Genomic DNA, 22,070 nt, shown 5'->3' with positions numbered 1-22,070 from the left:
TTACGGCAAAAACCTTGGTGGTGTTACCCTTAATAATTATTTTACTTCTAATCAAATTATCTTCTTATTATCACGTAGCCTTTATTCATTTTTTGTTCCTGATTTGCTGTTTTGGTATAAATCAGGAAGAAATAAACACCATCTATAACTGGAGTTTGGCTATTTGCTAAAATACCTACATTAGAAAATCCAGAAAAGGCGTTGTCTTTATTATTGTAACCTTTTGTTTTATATACTTCATTACCCCAGCGGTTGTAAATAATAACCTCGTTATCTGGAAAACGTTCTATATTATAAATGATAAATTTCTCATTTCCTAATCCATCACCGTTAGGAGACATGTAAGGATCTGGGTTTATTTCGCCATTTTCTTCCGGTCCAATGGGTTTATCCTCTGGATAAAAATCGGTTATAACCACACTGGTACCTGTTCCAATATTCACGAAAGCGGCAGGGTCTGGTGCTGTAATTGCTATTTCTACAGTTTCTTGTCCTTCTCTTAAAAAATCCTTTAAAGCATGTAAGCTAAATTTTTGTACGGTGATAGTGTCTCCTGCAGGAATCATCATCGTATCAAAATTACCACTTAATGTATAGTCTATATTTTGTTGTGCCGTCCCTGTGAAATTTAAAACAAAATTTACGTCCTGAAACAAAGATTCGCTAAGTTTTGCAGTAACGGTTAAGGTATCTCCCTCTAATAATATGGAGGCCGCTGGTGTAAGGCTCACTGTAACTACCGGTTGTGTAAACAGGGTTACCAATGCGGTATCTCTCAAACCAGAAGGATCTGTGATGATATATTTAAAGCTATCCATACCTTTAAAATTAAGGTTAGGGATGTAAATAAACGAGCCATCGGATTCATCAAACTGAGCTAAACTACCTCTGGTAGTACTTTGTATAACCCTAAAGCGTAGTGGGTCTTGGTCTGGGTCGCTATCATTTAAAGCAACATTTGCTCTTATGGTACTATCTTTTTTTACATAAAATTCATCATCCACAGCTAAAGGCGCATCGTTAACTGCAACAATTGTAATGTTTACCGTAGCTATATTAGACAATCTACCTAAAGCATCTCTTACGGTATATGTAAAACTATCAAAACCAAATTCATTTAAGCCTGGTGTATAAATCGCATTGCCGTTTTGCATCATTTGCACCCTTCCCTTTTGTGGATTGGTAATCACATTTACACTACCTGTATTGATGCCATCAGCATGGAAATCATTATTGGTAATAGAGAAAGTTAGAGGAGTATCTTCTAAAGTGCTCACCCTATCATCATTAGCTACAGGACCAATATCATCATTTAAGATGGTTGCATTGGCATCGTTACCCAAAATCATTTTTCCTGCAAAATTGGTTGATAAACCAAAAATCCGGAAACCAAAGCTTTCATTATTTTCTAATTCGATATCGCCAATTACAGGTACGGCAATGGTTTTAGTTTCTCCAGCAAAACCAGCGAATGACAGTCTGCCTGTTCGACTTTCGTAATCTCTGTTGGCAGTTGTTGCAGAAATATCATACGTATTATAGTCTAAGGTGAAAGAGCGATCTGTAGCTTTATCTAATGTAATGCTAAAATTAAAGGTTTTCTGTCCTGTATTTCCTTCTAAATCTGGTGCTGGACCAGCTATAGTAAGGTTAGCAACATCATTATCAAAAATATTGATAACAGGTACTGGCTGTGCTAAACTTACATTGTTGTATACATTTGATATTTGTATGCTGTTGATGGCTACCGTTTCGGTTTCTTCTAGGACTAAATCATCTGTAACGTTTATGGAAAGAGCTACATTATTTTGTCCTATAGGGATGGTAAGGATACCAGTAGCCGGATTTGCAACATAATCACTACCGCCGGCAGTACCTGCTAAACGATAAGAGATATTGATAGGTTGATCTGATGTTACACCAGGAGGCAAACTAAAAATAAACTGGGCATTTTGTAAACCTTCTGTTCCATCTATTTTAGAAATGGTAACAATACCATCGTCATCATTTAAAATAGTACCCCTACTGGTATTTATGGGTATTGTTAAACGGTTATTAAAATTGTTGCTTAAACCAGAAATGATAAAATTAAAATCCTCATTTCCTTCAAGTTTTAAATCGCCGTTTACAAAAACGGTAACGGTACGGGTTTCTCCGGCAGTTCCAGCAAAACTTAAAACTCCTGATGTTTCATTATAGTCATTATCAATTATGGTTGCAGTACCATCCTGTGTTGTATAATTTATAGTAAAGTTATCACCAGTTGCTTTTTCAAGTGTAACAGAGAAATTAAATTGAGTAGTTCCATTATTGCCTTCATTTATCCTGATGGCATCACTTATACGTAATGTGGTAACATCATTATCAATAATTTTAACCACAGGAAGTATTGGATTTAGACTGATAGCATTGATATAATTGCTATTGATAGAATTTATCGTGATGCTGATGGTTTCATCATCCTCTACGATGTCATCATCTATAACTGGTAATTCTAATATTACACGCTCTTGGCCGGCTGGGATAGCGATAATGCCATTTACAGCACCTCTATAATCTGTATCTCCGGCTGTAGCCGTACCCCCTAAAGTATAATTGATAACCGTAGGAATATCAGCAACAATACCTGTAGGAAAACTAAAAATAAATCTGGCTGCTTGCCCGCCTGCCTCTGCACCATTAAGGCCAGTTACGGTAATTACAGCATTGTCATCATTTTTTATGGTAGCTGCTGCAGATGAATTTTGAACCGTTAATCTTCCTTCAAAAGTACGAGATAGCGTTCCTAAAAGTAATCTTAACGTCTCATCAGCTTCTAGTTTTCTATCTCCGTTGATGACAATTTTGACTATTCTATTTTCATTTGCGTTACCAGTAAAACTTATTTGCGAGTTTGCATCTATATAATCAGCATCTGCTAGGGTAGCCGTAGCATCTGCAGTAGCATAGCTTAGGGTAAAGGGTAAGCTGGTTTGTTTGTTTAAATTAATCGTAAATACGGCTTCGCTTATACCCAAATTTCCTTCGTTAACCTCTATATTTTGAATACTTAAAACACCGCTATCGTTATCTTCAATTTCTGCTTGAGCTGGCGAGTTTACTACCGTAATACCATTAAAACTGTTGTTTATAACCACTCCTGTAGTTAATATTAAAGTTTCTTTGCCCTCAATAATTTCATCATTAACCACAGGTAAGCTTAACACCACATTATTTTGCCCTGCCGGGATAGTTACTGTACCCGTTAAAGCGCCTGTATAGTCATTATTGGTTGCCGTACCTGTTAAAGCATAAGGGATACTTGTAGCAACATCACTAACTACCTGTGGTGGGAAACTAAATCTAAACCTAACATCTATACCATCTTCTGAACCGTTTAAAGCAGTAATCATGATGTTTTTATTAGCTGCAATATTATCATCATCTAATATGATACCGCGGGCTGGTGCGCCAATTACACTGAGTCTGTTATTAAAAGTATCGGTTAAGCCTAATAAATTTACGAAGAAGTCTTCTGTTTGCTCTATATTTCTATCTCCGTTTACCAATATGGTAATAGGGTAACTTTCTGATGCATTACCGGCAAAATTCAAAGTCCCATTACGTGGAATATAATCGTTTCCGGCAACGGTAGCACTACCATCAGCAGTGGTATAATTAATACTAAAACTTCTACCTGTATTTTTATCTAAACTAACTGTAAAAGTTAAAGCTGTTGTACCTGTATTTCCTTCGCTTACACTGATAGGGCCACTTATGCGTAATGCAGCTTCGTCATTATCTCTGATAATAGCCGTTGGAATAAGTGGATTTAGAATAATAGCTCCTGTATAAAGCGTGTTTAAAGCGCTTATATTAATGCTTATGGTTTCATCTTCTTCTATCAAGCTATCATCTACAACAGGTAAAGAAAGTGTAGCACTGTTTTGGTAAGGTGCTATGGTAATACTACCTGTATTTGCGCCAACATAATCTACGCTAGCAGCTAAAGCAGTACCTGCAAGTTGATAATCTATTTGGATAGGTTCATCTGTAAGCACATTTGGCGGTAAGCTAAAAATAAAACTTGCTGGGACGCCGCCTTCTGCGCCATCAGTTTTGGTGATGGTTACCTGTGCATCATCGTCGTTTAGAATAGTGCCTGTAACTGTATTGATCGGAATGCTTAAACGGTTATTAAAATTATCTGCCAGAGGCTCTAGAATAAGATTAAATTGCTCATCTCGCTCTATATTAATATCTCCATTGATGGTGATGGTGATGGTTTTTCGCTCGTTAGCATCACCTGTAAAGCTAATAGTTTCTGCTTTGGCAATATAATCTTGGTCTACAACCGTAGCGGTAGCATCAGCAGTACGGAAACTTACATCAAAACCAGTGGAGGTTTGTTTATCTAAAAGCAATTCAAAACTCATTTGAGACACTCCATTATCACCTTCTTGTATTTGGGAAGCTTGTATACTTAAACTGGCCACATCATTATCGGCAATTTGAAGCGTTAATGGCGAGTTTAAAACTACTATATCTTGATAATTGCTGTTATTGATATTACCTGTTATCAGAGAAACGGTTTCGGTATCTTCCACAATGGCATCATCTGTAACGATAAGATTTAAAGTGACACTATTTTGCCCTGCCGGGATGGTTAAACTACCTGTGGTTGCTGTTTGAAAATCTTGATTGATAGCTGCCGTACCGCCCAAAGTGTAGAATATTTCAGTATCGGTATCTAAAGTTACGCCGCTTGGGAAAGCTATGCTAAAAGAAGCGTTATTTGCACCTTCCTCCCCATCAATTTTAGTAATGGTTAAAGATTTATTAAGTGGATTATTATCATCATCTAAAATAATTCCTCGGCTAGGCGAGCCAGAAATTCTTAATCGACCGTCATAAGAAAGACTTAGGTTTTCTAGCAATAGCTCAAAAAACTCGGTTCCCTCTACTCTGGTATCGCCATTTATGGTAACGGTAATAGTTTTAGTTTCATTGGCTAAACCTGCAAAAGCTAAAGTTCCGTTGGTACTCTGGTAATCGTTAGTGGTAGAAGTAGCCGTTGCATCTTGTGTACGATAGTAAACCGTGAAATTAGATGCCACAGCTTTGTCTAACTTAACTTCAAAAGTTAGGGTTTGGGTACCGGTATTTCCCTCGGTTATACTTAAAGGACCATTAATACTTAAGATAGAAATATCATTATCTTCTATACTTAAAGTATCTATACTGCTTCGCATCTGAACATTATAATCACTTATGACATTATTTACGCTTAGTACAACTGTTTCTGTTTCCTCAAGCAGCGTATCATCTATAACATTAATGTCTAAAATAGCGCTGTTTCTATTGGCTGGTATGGTGATGCTGCCAGATGCTGGGTTGTTATAATCTAACCCTGCAGAAGCAGTACCTGATAATACATAATTGATTTGTATAGGTTTATCTACCGTGATACCTGCTGGTAAACTAAAAATAAATTGTCCTTTTTGCGCTCCGGTTTCTTTACCGTTTAGGGATGATATCGTGATATCTCCTAAATCATCGTTACCAATGGTTGCATTTACAATAGGACTAACAAGCGTTAAACGGTTATTAAAGTTTTCTGATAGTGAATCTAACAACATACTGAAAACCTCGTTGGCTTCTATTTTACGGTCGCCTTTTACATCAACAGTAAAATTGATGGTTTCACCTGCGTTACCATTAAAGCTTAAATTTCCACTGGTTGGGGTATAATCTTGATCGGAAGTTGTAGCTGTACCATCAATAGTTTTATATTTTACAGTAAACGGAGCTGAAACTTTTTTATTTAAACTTACTGTAAAGGTAAAAGGCGATGTGCCTACATTACCCTCATTCATAGGAGCCGGACCAGTTAAGGTTAAGGTAGCATCGTCATTATCTAAAATAGCTAAAGAAATGCCCGAATTATTAATCAAAATTGGATAAGAACTTGCCACTAAGCCTGTTGTTATAATTACATTTTCTGTAAGTTCTACTTCTTGGTCGTCTCTCACTGGAAGGTTTAAAATAAACTCATTACTATTGGCCGGAATGGTAATATTCCCATTGATATCGCCATTATAATCTGTCCCTTGGCCAATTGCCGTTCCGCTTAAAGTATAAGGTATGATGATATTTTGGTCTACAGTAACATCGGTATCAAAATTAAATTTGAAGATAGCTGGTTTTGTACCATCGGCTCTTTCTTCACCATCTTCTTTGGTGATGGTGATATTGCTGTTATCATCATTTAAAATCGTAGCTGATGTTTGGGTTTGTGCAAAGCTTAACCTATTGCTAAAGTTGGTGCTAAGGTTACTTATCAAGAAATTAAAAGCTTCGTTGGCTTCTATTTTTCTATCTCCGTTGATAGCAATTCTTACTGTTTTGAATTCGCCAGCAGTACCGTTGAAATTTAAAATACCTGCAAGCGGAATATAATCTTGGTCGCTGGCTTTAGCTTGATCATCTGTGCTAGTAAAATTTATATTAAATGATGTTGCGGTTTCATTGTTTAAGGTAATGATGAAATCGGCAAAAGAAACATCGCCTAAATTACCTTCTACAATAGAAAGTGGTGCATTCAAACTGATTTGAGCTAGATCATTATCTATAATTTGAAGGGTTGGTAAAGTGTTTTCAACCACTAGCGGATAAGGAGTGCTTACATTTACGCCCGAAATACTTACAATTTCATTGCCTTCCACAATGGCATCATCAATAATATTTAACTCGGCATCTATAGAAGAAGTACCTGCCGGGATGGTAATGCTATTTAAATTTAGAGAAGTATAATCTTCTGGAGCTAATGCTATACCTCCTAAAGTATAATTAATTACAGTTGGCGCATCAGATGTTGCTCCGTTCATAAAACTAAATCTAAAAATTCCTTTTGTACCATCTTCGGTTCCGTTTAATGCTGTTACTCGGATGGTTCCTGCATCATCATTTAGTAAGGTTGCTTTACCAACTGATGCTGCGTTATCTAAAGCTAATCTGTTTTCAAAAGTATTAGAAATGGCGCCTAAAACCAGATTAAAGACCTCGTCTTGCTCTATTTTTAAATCTCCGTTATAGGTAATGGCAATATTCTGTGTTTCGTTAGCATCGCCATTAAAGTTTAACACATTATTGATACGAGCTACATAATCTTCTCCGGCAGTAGCCGTAACATTTTGAGTACTGTAAATGAGGTTGAAAGGTAACTTGGTAGCTTTATCTAAACTTACAGTAAAGTTTAAGGTTTGTGTGCTGCTATTGCCTTCTTGCACACTAATATTGTTGATAGCAATTTTAGCCCTATCATTATCCAAAATATCTAAACTTTGAGCTGCGTTTGCTAAGGTAATACCGTAAATACTTAAAGGTAAAGTAGCACTTAGGCTTAGTGTTTCTGTACCTTCTACCACAGCGTCATCATCAATTTGAACTGGTAAAACCACACTATTTGCTCCGGCATTGATGGTGATACTACCCGGTAAATTAGTAAAATCTAACCCTGTAGTTGCAGAACCTGATAGCAAGTAATTGATGTTGATGTCTTGGTCTGCCGTTATACCTGCTGGCAAGCTAAACCTAAATAAACCATCTTTAATACCTTCTTCACCATTTTCGCTACTGATGGTGATAGTGCCTGTATCATCATTTAAGATGTTAAGTTGTAACGGCGAGCCTTGTACCGTTAAGCGGTTATCAAAATTGATGCTTGGTGCACTTAAACTGATAGCTAAAGTTTCATCAGCTTCAATTTTTTGGTCGCCACGAATAAATAATTTAAAAGTTTTGCTTTCTCCGGCTTGACCGAAAAAATCTATAAAACCTGCTAAATCTAAATAATCTTGATCTGCTGTACTGGCCGTGATACCTGTTGCAGTATAATCTACCCTGAAGGGTGAAACTGTTGCATTGTTTAATGTTACGGTGTAGGTAACTTCTGTTGAGCCGCTGTTGCCTTCATTTACGGCTGTAATACCTGTTAAAGTAAGCTGGGCAACATCATTATCTGTAATATTTACCACAGGCAAAACCGGGTTAAGGGTGATGCCACTATAAACGCTATTTATTGTAACCGCAGTAAGACTTACATTTTCGGTAAATTCTACCAAGTCATCATCATTGATATTTAAAGTTAAAGTTGCTGATGGTGCATTTGCGGGAATAGTAATAGTTGTTGCCAATGGATCTGCCGTATAATCTACCCCAGCTCCGTTTGCGGTGCCACCTAAACTAAAGTTAATTAGGGTTTCTTTATCTGATGTGAAGCCCGTAGGGAAACTAAAAATAAACTGCCCGTTACTTCCACCCTCAGCAGCATCTTCTTTGGTAATGGTAATAACAGCAGCATCGTCATTTTCTATAGTGCCATTTACCGTGTTTGCCGGGATGATTAAACGGCCTTCAAAATTATTAGATAAAGCGCCAAGGATGATATTAAAGACCTCGTTAGCTTCTATTTTGGTATCGCCAGTAATAGCAATACTTATAGTTTCTGTTTCATTAGCTGCGCCACTAAAACTTAATGAAGCACCTGTCGGTACAGCTTGATAATCTTCGCCAGCGGTTGCAGTAACATCAGCGGAATCGTAAGCCAAAGTAAAAGGTAAAGCGGTTTGCTTGTTTAAAGTAACTGTAAACAACATATTGCTGACACTGGAATTAAGCTCGGGCTGGTTAACTGCTGTAATGGTTAAAGTAGCCTCATCATTATCGGTAATGGTAATGGTTTCTTGCGGATTATTGATACCGATATTTAAGCTATTTGTTCTAACCAAAGCTGTTATCCTTACCGTTTCTGTACCTTCTACAATTAAATCATCGTTAATAATAATTGGTAAATTTATAGCATTACTACCCGCTGCTAATACCAAAGTACCTGATGTTGCAGCATGGTCTGTTCCTGATAAAGCTGTACCATCTATCACATAATCTATGGTTAAATTCTCGCTAGCTACTACGCCCACCGGTAGGCTAAAAGTAAAACTTCCGTTATTTCCACCCTCTTCACCATTTAGTTTAGTGATGTTGATATTATCATTATCATCGTTTAAAATATTAACAGCTAAAGGCGAACCCTGTACCACCAGTCTGTTATTGAAATTATTATCTAAACCAGAAAGTTGTAGGGTAAAGGTTTCATTTGGTTCAATATCAATATCCCCATTTACTAAAACGTTAATGGTTTTGGTTTCATTGGCTAAACCAGTAAAATTTAAAGTCCCTGATGATGCCACATAATCTGAATTGCCAGTTGTAGCAGTTTGATCTTGTGTGCTGTAATTGATATTAAAACCTGCTCCGGTTGCTTTGCTTAACTTCACAGTATAGCTTAAAGTTGTAAAACCAGTATTTCCTTCTAAAACACTTGGCGGGCCAGTCAAAACCAGTTCTGCTTGGTCATTATCGCTAATGTTTAAAATAGGTCTTGCTGGATCTAAGCTAATGCCAGGGTAGGCAGCATCAAGCGCCAAACCTATAATTTCTACTGTTTCTATGTCTTCTATGCGGGTATCATTAATAACGCTGAGTGTAATTTCTGCAAAAGAAGCACCCGCCGGGATGGTTATGCTTGATGGAAAATCAGCAGTATAATCTGCATCTAAACCTGATGATAGGGCCGTACCCGCCAAGCTATAATTTAAAACAATAGGCTGTGCGGCGGTTGCTCCGTTTAAAAACTCGAATCTTATTTTTCCATTAATACCATCCTCAGAACCGTTGCTTACCACCATTCTGATAACACCAGAATCATCATTTTGGATGGTTGCAGCACTAGAAAGTACAGGAATACTTAACCTGTTTTGGAAATTGTTAGAAAGGTTACCCAATAAAAGATTCAATACCTCATTGGGTTCTACTTTGGTATCGCCATTAATTACTATTTCTACCGTTTGCTGCTCGTTTGCTTGCCCATTAAAGTTTAAATTACCCGTTTTCAATACAAAATCTTCTCCTGCTATAGCGCTTCCATTAACAGTTTGGTAAGGTATAGAAAACGGCTGTGCTGTTGCTGCAGTTAACCTGAAGGTAAAAGTTTGTGTGCTGGTGCCTACATTTCCTTCTGGTGCAGCAGGTGGGGCAGTAACTAAAATTTCTGCAACATCGTTATCCTGTATGTTTAGTGATGCAGTATTATTAGTTAAACTGATACCATAAGCACTATTTACAGCCACTACATTTAATTCTAGTGTTTCTTGTCCTTCTACAATGGCATCATCAACTACATTGATGTTTAGCTGAGCACTATTTTGCCCTGCAGGAATGGTGATAGTTACTGGTGATGGATCCGCCAAATAATCTGTATTAGTAGCAGTTCCAGATAAAACATAATTGATAACTGTTGCTTGGTCTGAAGTTACATTGGTTGGAAAGCTAAATCTAAAATAACCATTGGCACCACCCTCGGCACCATCTGCTGCGGTAATGGTTATATCACCGGCATCATCATTTAAAATAGTAGCCGATGCAGTACTTTGTGGAATGGTTAACAAGCCTCCAAAATCATCACTTAAGCCACTTATGGTAAAGTTAAAAAGCTCATCAGCTTCTATTTTAGCATCTCCGTTTACAACAATATTAACTGTTATGGTTTCTCCGGCAGTAGCCCCAGTAAAACTTAATTGGCTATTCTGCAGAACAAAGTCTTGATCAGTAGCGCTAGCCGTACCGTTTACTGTGGTATAATTAACAGTAAAAGGTCTTTGCGTAGCTTTACTTAAAACTACCTTAAAGGCAACATTTTGTGTAGTTGCGCTAGCCCCCTCTGTAATACTTGGCGGCCCTGTTAATTGTAGTGTTGCAGCATCGTTATCTAAAATATTGGCATTGGCTGTTGAACTTTGCGCTGTTAGGTTATAATCACTAACCAGATTGTTAATGGTTAGGATAAGTGTTTCGGTATTTTCTACCAAATCATCATCAATTACAGGCAGCGTTACCGTAATACTTCCAGTATTGGCAAATAAAACAACGGTGTTGGTGATAGCTCCGGTATAATCCGTTCCGTTACTTGCAGAACCACTTAAAGTATAAGTAATACTGGTATTTTTGTCTACCGTTATTCCGGTTGGTAAGGCAAAGGTGAAAGTTGCAGGAACTAAACCTTGCTCATTTCCGTTGCTAGCTGTGATACTTAACTGAGCTTGGTCATCATTTAAAATAGTTCCTGTTGCCATGGCATCAGCGAAAGCTAAATGACCACCGAAATTATTACTTAAAGTGCTTAAATTTAAGGTAAAAGTTTCATCAGCTTCAATTTTTGTATCGCTGTTAAGGGTAATGTTGATGGTTCTTAACTCACCTGCTGTACCATTAAAAGTTACAGTGTTATTTACTGCTGCCAGATAGTCTTCTCCGGCTATAGCCGTAGCGTCTGCTGTAGAATAGGTTACATTAAAGCTCTCTTTTGTTGGTTGATTTAGGGTAACATCAAAACTTAAAGTTTTGGTACCATTATCTCCTTCTGTTATGCTGGCATCTGAAATACTGAGGGTGGCAAAATCATTATCGGTAATGTTTAAAGTTTGTGGCGAATTAGCTATCAGGATATTATAAGGGCTGGTTACCGCTCCCGTAGTGATAGAGATGGTCTCTGTACCTTCTACAATGGCATCATCTATAACAGGTAAATTTAAGCTAGCACTATTACTGCCTGCTGGTATGGTGATGGTTCCGGTAAGTGCGCCTGTATAATCTGAATCATTTCCTAAAGCCAAACCACCCAAAGTATAATTGAATGTTATGGCTTGGTCTGCCACAATACCTGCTGGCAAACTAAAAGTAAAAACGGCTGCTGCACCACCTTCTGCTCCGTTTGTGCTGGTAATGGTTATATTTCCGCTATCATCATTTAATATTTTGGCTGTTGCAGATGTATTTGCAAGCGTTAAAAGACCTCCAAAATTCTCGCTTAAATTGCTTAAAACGAGGCTAAAAAGCTCATCAGCTTCTATTTTAGCATCACCGTTAATGGTTACACTTATTGTTCTGATTTCATTTAAAGTCCCAGAAAAACTAAGACTACCATTTTCTGTCGTATAATCTTCACCAGCAGTAGCGGTTATATTATTGGTATCATAATCTACCGCAAAAGGGCGTTCTGTAGCTTTATTTAACTGAACTTGAAATAGTACTGTTTTGGTAGTAGCATCTGCACCTTCAGTTACATCAGGCGGCCCAATTAAGGTTAAAGTACCTGTATCATTATCTAAAATATTTAAGCTTTGTGGCGAGTTGCTTACGCTGATGGCATAAGGACTATTTACTAAACTACTGCTTAAAATGATGGTTTCTGTACCTTCTACAGTATTATCATCTATAACAGGTAGAGTAAGTGTTGCACTATTTTGTCCTGCCGGGATGGTGATGGTTCCAGATGTTAATCCGGTATAATCAGCCGTAGCAGTGGCAGAGCCTGCTAAGGTATAGCTAATTTCTGTAGGACTATCAACCGTAACACCGGGTGCAAAACTAAAAGTAAAAGTAGCAGCAAGCTGCCCAGTTTCATTCCCGTTTGATGAGCTTATTTGGATAGTAGAAGTATCATCATTAATGATATTCCCTGTTGCAGTAGCATTACCAATGGTTAAATGGTTATTAAAATTTTTAGATAAATTTTGAAGTGTAACAGTAAAAACCTCGTTTGCTTCTATCTTTTCATCGCCATTTACAGTAATACTAATGTTTCTTACCTCGGCTGCATTTCCAGAAAAACCTAAAGTTCCGCTGGTTACAGCCTGATAATCTTCACCTGCTAAAGCGGTACCGTTTGTGGTAAAATAATTTACCGAGAAAGATTCTTTAACCGCATTGTTAAGTGTTACGTTAAAGCTGAAAGTCTTGTCACCACTATCCCCTTCTGCTTCTGTTACATTAGAAATAGAAATGTTGGCATTATCATTATCAGTAATGGTTATTGTTTGTGGCGAGTTGTTAACAATAATGCCGTAAGGGTTAGCAATAGCCCCGGTTGTTAGGGTTAAATCTTCGTTACCCTCAACCAAATTATCATCGATAACATTAAGCGTTAATGATACAGAATTTTGCCCTGCTGATAAAACGATATTTCCAATAGCTGTTCCGTTAAAATCTAAATTAGCTAAAGCAGTACCAGTAAGCGCATAAGGGATAACTAAATTTTGGTCTGCCATTTTACCATTATCTAAGGTAAAAGTAAAGGTCGCATTCTGCCCCCCCTCTGCACCATCTGCTTTAGTAATGGTAATATTAGCCGCATCATCATTTACAATGGTACCGCTTGTATTAGGACTTGGAATAGTTAAACGACCGCTAAAATTATTGTTTAGCGTAGTTAGTGATAAGTTAAAACTTTCATTTGCTTCTAGTTTTTGGTCGCCATTTACTAAAACTGTAATATTTTGCACCTCATTTAAAAAACCGTTAAAAGTTAAAGTACCACTACTAGTTGCATAATCATTATCTGCAATAGTAGCAGTATTATTTGAAGTATTATAGTTTACCGTAAAGCTGCTACTGGTGGCCTTATTTAAAGTTACCGTATAGTTAAAAGCAGTTGTACCGCTATTACCTTCTGCTAAAACAACAGGGTTGCTAAGGGTTAGGGTTGCAACATCATTATCAAAAATATTTAATGTAGGTACAGCTGGATTAAGCGTAATATTTGTTCCTAAAGGTAAACTATAGGGGCTATTTATCTCTACAATATCTATCACAACAGTTTCGGTACCTTCTACAATATCATCATTAATGGTATTTAATGTTAAAGTTGCGCTTTGTTGCCCTGCCGGGATGATGATAGAACCGGTTAAAGCTTCTGGATAATCTGGTACGTTACCTGTTGAGGTTCCACTAAGTTCGTATTTGACTTCAGTATCAGCATCGGCAAAAACTCCCGGAGGAAAACTAAAAATAAACCTTGCCGGGATAGCATTTTCTTCATTTCCATCTACTTTGGTGATGGTAATTTGTGCATTATCGTCATTATTAATTGTTCCTGTTGCGGTTCCCAAAAAGATGGTATTGCCTCCGGTTGGGTTGGATAATGTTAATGTAAAAGTTTCATTAGCTTCGATAATATTATCTGTTGCTATGGGGATAAGAATATTTGCAGTTGTACTTCCGGCAGGGATAGTTATATTACCACTTGTTAATCCTGCAAAATCAGATGCTTGCGTAGTACCGTTTACGATGGAGTAATCTACAGAAATGTCACAAGCAGAAACCGCAGATAAACTAACCGGAAAGCTAAGATTTCTGGTGCCACCAGTACCTTCTGCAACAGTTGCACTAACTACACTTATAGTTCTAACATTGATACTAACTGATGCATCTTCTTTGATATTATTACAGCCCGTGATACCTGCATTACATTCTATTAAAGGGTCCGTTGGTGGTAAAGCATCTTCATTGGTAGCGTCTGGGTCTGTAACATCAATAGGTCTTAAAATAGATGCGCTAGTATTTAAAGTTCCCCCTGGGTAGTTTGCCAAGCTCCCGTTTATGGTAAATGCGATAACTGCATTGTTAGACATATCTAAGGTTGCCGTGTATTGACTTGAAGTAGTTGCGCTACCTGTTATGGTTGCGGTACCTGTAGTTACTGTTGATGAAGTACTGCTAACCACAAATTGTGTTGGAAAATTAAAGGCAAATTTAGCCCCAGAAACAGCATCCGGTCCATTGTTTCTAACCCTCACAACATAACTTATGTCTTCTCCAACACAATAAGATGTTTTACTTGGTGTAATGCTAATAACTTCTAAATCTGCCTCTTTAAGTGTTACGTTCATGAACGGAAGCACTGTATTACTGATCACATACGTCCAAGTATCTAAACCTACTTCATTGCCAAAGGCAGTACTGCTATAAGTATTACTACCCCACTTATGACCATTTGTTGCACTACTAACACCATTAATTGGCGAAACTATGGGATTTGGTGGTCCTTCACCTCCTCCTGTGATTTCGGAATCATCCCAATAAACTATACTATTAGGGGCACCAACTCCATTGGTACGCGTAATGATGATACCATCAATATTATTTTCTACATCAATAAAAGGAAAATGAACTTCTCCACCAACCAAGCTTAGATTTAAATTACTAGGGCTAAAAGTAAAACTCCCCTGTACTTTTACTCCCAAACCATTTAAACCATCCCAATAAATGCTATTATAACCAGCTGCGGCAATACCTGTTAACCGCCTATCAACAGCATCTGTAAAAATTCCATTTTGATTAATATCAATATCTATAATATAACTTCCGGACTGATTGGTCTCAAAAGATAAATTGGCCCCTAAAGGTGCTGTACCAGCTTGGTTTTGTGTACCTTCTACACCTTCAAATAAAAAATTTGCTGCCTGCGGACTGTTTGGAGTGGTGTATAACCAAGTGGTATTCCCTCCAGGTGTTGGCGCAGTAGCTGGCATACTAGCGTCTGGTGTATTAAAAAATATTTTATGTGTAATATCAGTTCCTGTATCAGGTAGTCTGGGGTCCTGTACTGAAGGTAGCGGGTTTGTCCCGTTAACGCTTTTGTATCTAGCATCCCCGTTAATATCTCTAAAACCTTTGTTGTTTACAAAAAATAAGAATCTATAACCGGCCTGCCCATTATTATTAACATCGTATTGATACCCGTCTTTGGTGAGGATCTTAAATATGGCTGCAAATCTGGAAGAAAAACTCCCCATATTACCACAAAAGACATTTAAAAACGCTCTTCCATTAATAAAAGCGGTATTATTGGTGTTTTTTACTGATACATCAAAAGCACTTATATAAGAAGTATTTTGCTGAGTCCAATTGTCGGTAGCTAGTAAAACAGCAACATCATTATCTGTATTGGTAGGTGCTATAAACTCTATTTGCCATATACCTTCTTGCCCAGCACTAACAGGTATAGTAAATGGTATATACCCCCCATCAGCACCTCCATTTAAAGTTGGCCCTACAATTTCTTGTGCTCTTCCGGTAATAAGACCTTGTGTGGTGGTGGTATAAGTTGTATTGTTTGGTGCCGTAACATTTATAGCACCATTTCCTATCCCAACGGCACTTGAACCTATGTTTAATGTTTCTCCTAATCTGGCATACACATAAACTCTGGCTCTGGTAGGAAATGGAAAATTAACAGTGGTATTATTTGAACTTCTAAAATAAGCTCTGTTACCTCCACTAGCTGCCATTTCTCTACTTCCTTCTGCAAAAGATAGCTGAATAATTATAAAATAAAGTATCGATAAGATGAATAAGCTTTTGGTATAAAGGTTATTCATCCTAACAAACTTATATATAAGGCAAGAAGTTGTAGATTTTACTTTTATAAGCACAGACTCTATTTATACACTTACGTTGATAACCATTTATGATTTGATTCTATGAAAAATATTCATCATTATCATCCTTGATTAGCTAATACGCAAAAAAAGGCTATTGGTTACCATAAAATGCACTTATTTTAGTTTTACTAATACCTTATTATTTAAAATTTAAATAAAAAAAAAGAGCCTGATAAATTACCAGACTCTCTTCATCAACACTAAAAAAATTCTTATGGAAGAAGTACTCTATCAATAATGTGTACTACTCCGTTTGTTGTTTGTATATCAGGAATTACCATATTAGCAGGCTGTGCATTTCCTCTACCAGAAACAGGTAATACACCATTGTTATAAGCTCCTAATGTAAGGGATGAAGTGGTTAATAATGGATTTAATGTACCTTGAAATAATTCTGATGTAAATTTACCACCATCAGCAATTACGTGGTTTAAGAGTACATTGGCAACAACATCTTTTGGAAGTTTTCTTATATCTGCTGGTACATTTAATGGAACTCCAAGAATCACACCTAAATCTTTAAAAGCTTGATCTGTTGGTGCAAAAACTGTGAAGCTTGGCGTACCAGGACCTTTAGTTAATGCTCCTGCTAGGTCTGCATACAAAACTGCTTCTACAAGAAAGCTTAATTCTGGAGTGATGAAGCCTTGGGCATTTTTTAATGTTACAGCAGAACCCACTATATCTGCACCTGTTGCTAATAAAACTTTATCTATCACATGTACGATACCATTATCTGCTTGTACATCTGTTGCTAAAATTTTTGACCCATTGATATAGTATTCATTATTTCTAACGATAACTTTTTTTGGTACAGCTGCTCTATTTACTGGCTCAGTTAGTAAGGATGGAATATTACCAGCAGACATCACTTGGGTTTGATTTAAAGAACCACTACTTACATGATAAAGGAGAACATTAGTTAAAAATGGTTTTTGTAAAACATTTAAATCTTGCGGATTTACTAAACCTAATCTTGCAAAAGCATCATTAGTAGGTGCAAATACGGTATAATTTCCTGATGGATCATTAGGATTTTTATTTGATAACGCAATAGCAACACCACCTCTTATTGCTGCCGCTTCTAATTGCGTGAAACCAGGCATGGATACAGCAACTTGTGCCACAGTAGGTTTAGCATCATTTTCTTTATTACAAGAAGAAAAGCCTGTAGCTGCTGCTAAAGCTATCAGTCCGAAAGCTAACTTTGAATTTATAAATCTATTTATTTTCATTTCTTTGGGTTTTAATTTAATTAACGATTGATTTATTTCCGATAAGCAATCATTTTACGTACATACGAGCAAAAGTTTTTAATAGATTTACAGTTTGAAAAAATAATTTAAATTATTAAAAATCCAGATCGCTATAAACTTACGTATTTCATGCAAATGTGTAATTAAATTTCATCATTTTAAATATCCGATAAGCAATTTAACTCATTTATTAACAATTAAAAGACTTGAAAATGAAAATATTAGACAAATCAAAAATATTAACTTTACTTGCAGTATTAGGTATAAGCGGTAGTGTATGTGCCCAAACACCTTTAAGTGGTTTTATGCAAGGTAAGAAGGGTGGAAACATCTCTTTCTCATTAAATCATGAAAATTATAGTGAAGTTTATTTAATACCAGAAAAAATAGATGGAGTACCTGTATTTAACAGCGTTTCTGTAAATAGCTTTAATATTTATGGATCTTACGGTTTTACGGATAAATTAGATTTAATTGTAAATTTACCATTTGTAAGAACGGTAGGTTCAGGAAATCAAGAGGTGCTTAACGACTTAGGATTTCAAAACTCAAGAGAAGGTGCTCAAGACATTTCTGCTTTCTTGAAATATGAGCTTGCAAAAAAAGGTAATTTATCTTTACAAGGTTCTTTAGGCGTTACAACTCCTATAAGCGACTATAATGTAAACGAAGGTTTACAATCTATCATAGCTATTGGTAACAGAGCTACAACTTTTAATGCCGTTGCATTGGCCCATTATAAACTTTCTAGTGGCTTTTTCGTAACCGGACAAGCTGGGTATAGCTTAAGAAGTACAGAAGTACCTGATGCAGTTTTAAGTCAATTAAAATTAGGATGGGCAAAAAAACGCTTTTATGCGGATGCTTATCTAGCTAACCAAACATCTACTGGTGGTGTTGATATTTTAAGACCCGGGTTTAACGGATTTTTCCCTGCAACCCAAGTAAATTATACTAGAATAGGAGCTAATGTTTATGCACCTTTAGATGGTAACTTCGGTATCAATGCCGGAGGCGGAACCACCATTGGAGGCAGAAACTTAGGTAAAGCCGATTTCTTTAGCTTTGGATTTGTTTATAACTTCAAATACAGAGAATATTAAAATAAAATTATGGATTTTAAAAGCTCGTGGTTGATAACTACGAGCTTTTTTTATGCCTGATAAAACTCAAAAATTGATACATAAAAAAATCCTCAGCTTAAAAGCATGAGGATGATTTGAATTAACCTTAGCGTATTGATGAAATAGATTAAAAATTACCAACACTTCTTGATCTTGTGTTGCTAACGATTAATTTCTTTGCATAGTTTCTTTTATTAGCTTTTACACTGATGGTATAAACACCATCAGCTAAAGTTCCTAAATTAAAATGTAATTTTTGATTACCTGCTGGTACCTGAAAATCTTCGGTTTTAACAATCTGACCCCAAGTATCAATCAACATTACTTTAGCACCGTCATGATCAATTAAATTCAACTCTAACTCTGTATAATCTACCGCTGGGTTAGGATAAACATCAAGCTTCAATAAACTTAAATCTTTAAAAGACGCAGAAGCGATAAGTAAATTTTCAAATACTGTAGGTTGCTCAAAACCTTGAGTTATAATTTCAGCCTTATTGTTAGAAAGTGTTTCTGTAAAGAATGCCTGTCCGATAGTAAATTGAACAGATTCTCCATAAGCATTAGTTGCTGAACCATTTCCTGAAGAAAAAACAAATCTATCTACATGCTGAGCTTTAGCGTTTGTTAAACTTATTAAAGTAATTACTAAAGCGAATATCAATCTTTTCATGCAAAGACATATACAACTTAGAAGCCATGCACCAAAAATTTTATAGAATAGAGATGTTTAAACATCTAATTAGGATCTTAATAAAGCATTATTAGGATAAAATATGCATTTAAATAGGTTTAAACCCACATTTTAAGTTATCGCAAATTGTATAGATTTTGAATATGAAAAGTTTAAGTCATGAGTTTTTAAATGCGCTTAACATAAAATAAATAGAATTATTTCTACACAATAATAAAAAAGTAGAAATAATTACCCAATTAACAATTATTTGCTTGCCCCAGAAAATAACAGAAGACGTATTATCCTCTCAAAACAAAATCAAAAATCACTGATTTTAAACATAAACTTCATAACTCACAATAAAGAGCATAAAAATCTACATTTAGTGTAAAAACGAGAAATATATTACACAAAAAACGCTTACCAGATTTTGGTAAGCGTTTATATCATTAGAAGTTTTTAAATGTTAATTTATTTGTTGCCAATTTGTACCATCAGATTGCAATATGGTAACTGCCTTTTTAAGTATCTTATTAGCACTATCACCGGCAGAATCTCTAAAATCAGTAACATTTTTATCTTGATTGGATGGGTTTTTAATAACATACACTCTACCTGTACAAGTACTTGCAGAAGGTAAGGTTATGGTTAAATTGCCATTTCCTAATATCACAGTATAATGAGTATCATTTAGTGTGATGCTTGAGCTAACGTTTGTAATAGCATAAGATACAGAACCATTTACCTGCATCGTTGAATTACCAACACTACCGTTGGTATTTATACCTACTCTAACGGTATTATCTAAACCAGTTCCTTGCATTCTCATCATCTCTACAGAGGAAGATGTATTATAATTAAACTTAGAAAAAACAATAGGCTCATCACCATCATCACCTACGATAAAATCTAATCTACCAGCATTACCTGTTCCGGAACTTCCTATCTCAAAGAAATCTGTACCTGCAGCACTACCCTTTAATCTGAAATTACCATCTGTAGTAGTGAAAAACATAGGCTTATAAAAGTTTGCTGCTGATGCTGCAAATTGTAAAGCCGAAGTTGTTCCATTACCATTTAAGTGTACCAAAGGTTGGTCATCATTGGTATAATCAGCATAAGACTGTGTTAAACCTAATGTTTGTCTTCTTCCAAATTCTAGCATTGGAATATTATTAGATCTGATTCTCATGGCTACATCATTTGTTGTACCTAAGAAACTTGCTGTTGTAGCATTTGTATTTCCGTTTACCAACCAATTACTTGTTGCAGCTTCAGTTGCAGGAGCCCAATTGGTTCCATTAAATTTAAGTATTTGTCCATTTGTAGCTGACATAGTGTTAAGTTTTGCAGATGTGATAGCACCATCGGCTAAATCGGCAGTAGCTACAGTACCATCAGCAATTTTAGCTGATGTTATGGCATTATTTGCAAGATCTGCAGTTGCTATAGTAGCGTCAACAATTTTAGCTGATGTTATAGCATTATTTGCTATACTTGGCGCAGCTGCAGTTCCTGCTAAATCTCCAGCTAACTGAATAATTCCTTTTGTTGTTGTACTTGCATCAGCTCCAGAAGTACTTGGTGTTGCCGGTACCCATCCGCCACCATTCCAACTTAAGACTTGATTTAAACTTGCGCCAGCTTGAGCTAATTTATTGGGATTTATGGTTGCATAGCCAATAGCATTATCTGTAACAGAAGCACTTGCTAATTTAGATGCAGAAATTACCCCATCCTGAATTTTATCACCTGTAACAGCAGCATTTGAAAGCTTAGCTGTTTGTATAGCCCCATCAGCCACCTGATACCCTTGAACTGTACCACTTTTTAGCTGCATCTGGTTTAAAGAACCCTGAATATCTCCACCTCCGGCACCTATATTTGCGTAAATATCAACTGCAATAGCATTAGAAGATATTGAAATCATATTACCTGCTGTATAATTAGCACCTGCCCCTGCTGGACCTTGTGGTCCTACAGCTCCAGTATCACCTTTGTCGCCTTTATCCCCTTTTGCTCCTGTAAGACCTATATCACCCTTGTCGCCTTTTAATCCTTGTGGACCAGTTGCTCCAGTTAAACCGATTGGACCTTGTGCCCCGGTTGCACCTGCATCTCCCTTGTCTCCTTTTAAGCCTCTTGGACCAGTTGCTCCAGTTAGTCCTATCGGGCCTTGGGCTCCAGTTGCGCCCGGCAAACCTTGGGCTCCTGTTTCTCCTTTGTCTCCTTTTGCACCAGCTAAACCAGTTGGACCTTGTGGACCGGTTGCACCTGCATCTCCTTTTAATCCTTGCGGACCAGTTGCGCCTGTTAATCCTATTGGGCCTTGAGCCCCTGTTTCACCTTTGTCGCCTTTATCTCCTTTTAATCCGGTTAAACCAATTGGGCCTTGCGGACCGGTTGCCCCGCTATCACCCTTAGCTCCGGTAAGACCTATATCGCCCTTATCACCTTTTAATCCTTGTGGACCGGTTGCGCCTGTCAATCCTATTGGACCTTGTGCTCCTGTTTCTCCTTTGTCTCCTTTTAGTCCAGTTAAACCAATTGAGCCTTGTGGACCAGTTGCGCCGGTTAATCCTATTGGACCTTGTGCTCCTGTTTCTCCTTTATCTCCTTTTAATCCAGTTAAACCGATTGGACCTTGTGGGCCTACATCACCCTTGTCGCCTTTATCTCCTTTTAATCCTTGTGGACC

At 36.9% G+C, this 22,070-nt stretch carries 4 protein-coding genes and 1 pseudogene; 1 reads left to right on the top strand and 4 read right to left on the bottom strand.

What is annotated here, in order from left to right:
* Positions 1–56 precede the first annotated feature (56 nt).
* Together B2745_RS10870 and B2745_RS10865 are read right to left on the bottom strand one after the other, a co-directional pair.
* The gene (locus tag B2745_RS10870) at positions 57–16,253 is read right to left on the bottom strand and encodes a Calx-beta domain-containing protein (protein WP_304066366.1); all 16,197 of its coding nucleotides are present in this window, start codon (positions 16,251–16,253) and stop codon (positions 57–59) included.
* A gap of 275 nt (positions 16,254–16,528) precedes the next feature.
* Positions 16,529–17,551, bottom strand: a complete 1,023-nt coding sequence (locus B2745_RS10865) for a fasciclin domain-containing protein (RefSeq protein WP_304066365.1) — start codon at positions 17,549–17,551, stop codon at positions 16,529–16,531.
* Between the two features lie 233 nt (positions 17,552–17,784).
* Here B2745_RS10865 and B2745_RS10860 point away from each other — a divergent pair, with 233 nt between their 5' ends.
* The gene (locus B2745_RS10860) at positions 17,785–18,675 is read left to right on the top strand and encodes a hypothetical protein (RefSeq protein WP_304066363.1); all 891 of its coding nucleotides are present in this window, start codon (positions 17,785–17,787) and stop codon (positions 18,673–18,675) included.
* A gap of 148 nt (positions 18,676–18,823) precedes the next feature.
* Here B2745_RS10860 and B2745_RS10855 read toward each other — a convergent pair whose 3' ends face one another.
* Positions 18,824–19,369: a T9SS type A sorting domain-containing protein gene (locus B2745_RS10855; protein ID WP_304066361.1), complete on the bottom strand. Its 546-nt coding sequence runs from the start codon at positions 19,367–19,369 to the stop codon at positions 18,824–18,826.
* Between the two features lie 469 nt (positions 19,370–19,838).
* A pseudogene (locus B2745_RS10850) lies at positions 19,839–22,070 on the bottom strand (hypothetical protein); the annotation flags it as partial.

This window comes from Pedobacter glucosidilyticus (assembly GCF_002483235.1).
Taxonomy (GTDB): domain Bacteria; phylum Bacteroidota; class Bacteroidia; order Sphingobacteriales; family Sphingobacteriaceae; genus Pseudopedobacter; species Pseudopedobacter glucosidilyticum_B.
Note: the sequence above shows the minus strand (reverse complement) of the source record. Positions and strands in the feature narration are given on the sequence as shown.

What these genes read in the sequence shown, in the direction of transcription:
- B2745_RS10870 (WP_304066366.1), bottom strand. Translation starts at nt 16,253, where the DNA reads ATGAATAACCTTTATACCAAAAGCTTATTCATCTTATCGATACTTTAT.
- B2745_RS10865 (WP_304066365.1), bottom strand. Translation starts at nt 17,551, where the DNA reads ATGAAAATAAATAGATTTATAAATTCAAAGTTAGCTTTCGGACTGATA.
- B2745_RS10860 (WP_304066363.1), top strand. Translation starts at nt 17,785, where the DNA reads ATGAAAATATTAGACAAATCAAAAATATTAACTTTACTTGCAGTATTA.
- B2745_RS10855 (WP_304066361.1), bottom strand. Translation starts at nt 19,369, where the DNA reads ATGAAAAGATTGATATTCGCTTTAGTAATTACTTTAATAAGTTTAACA.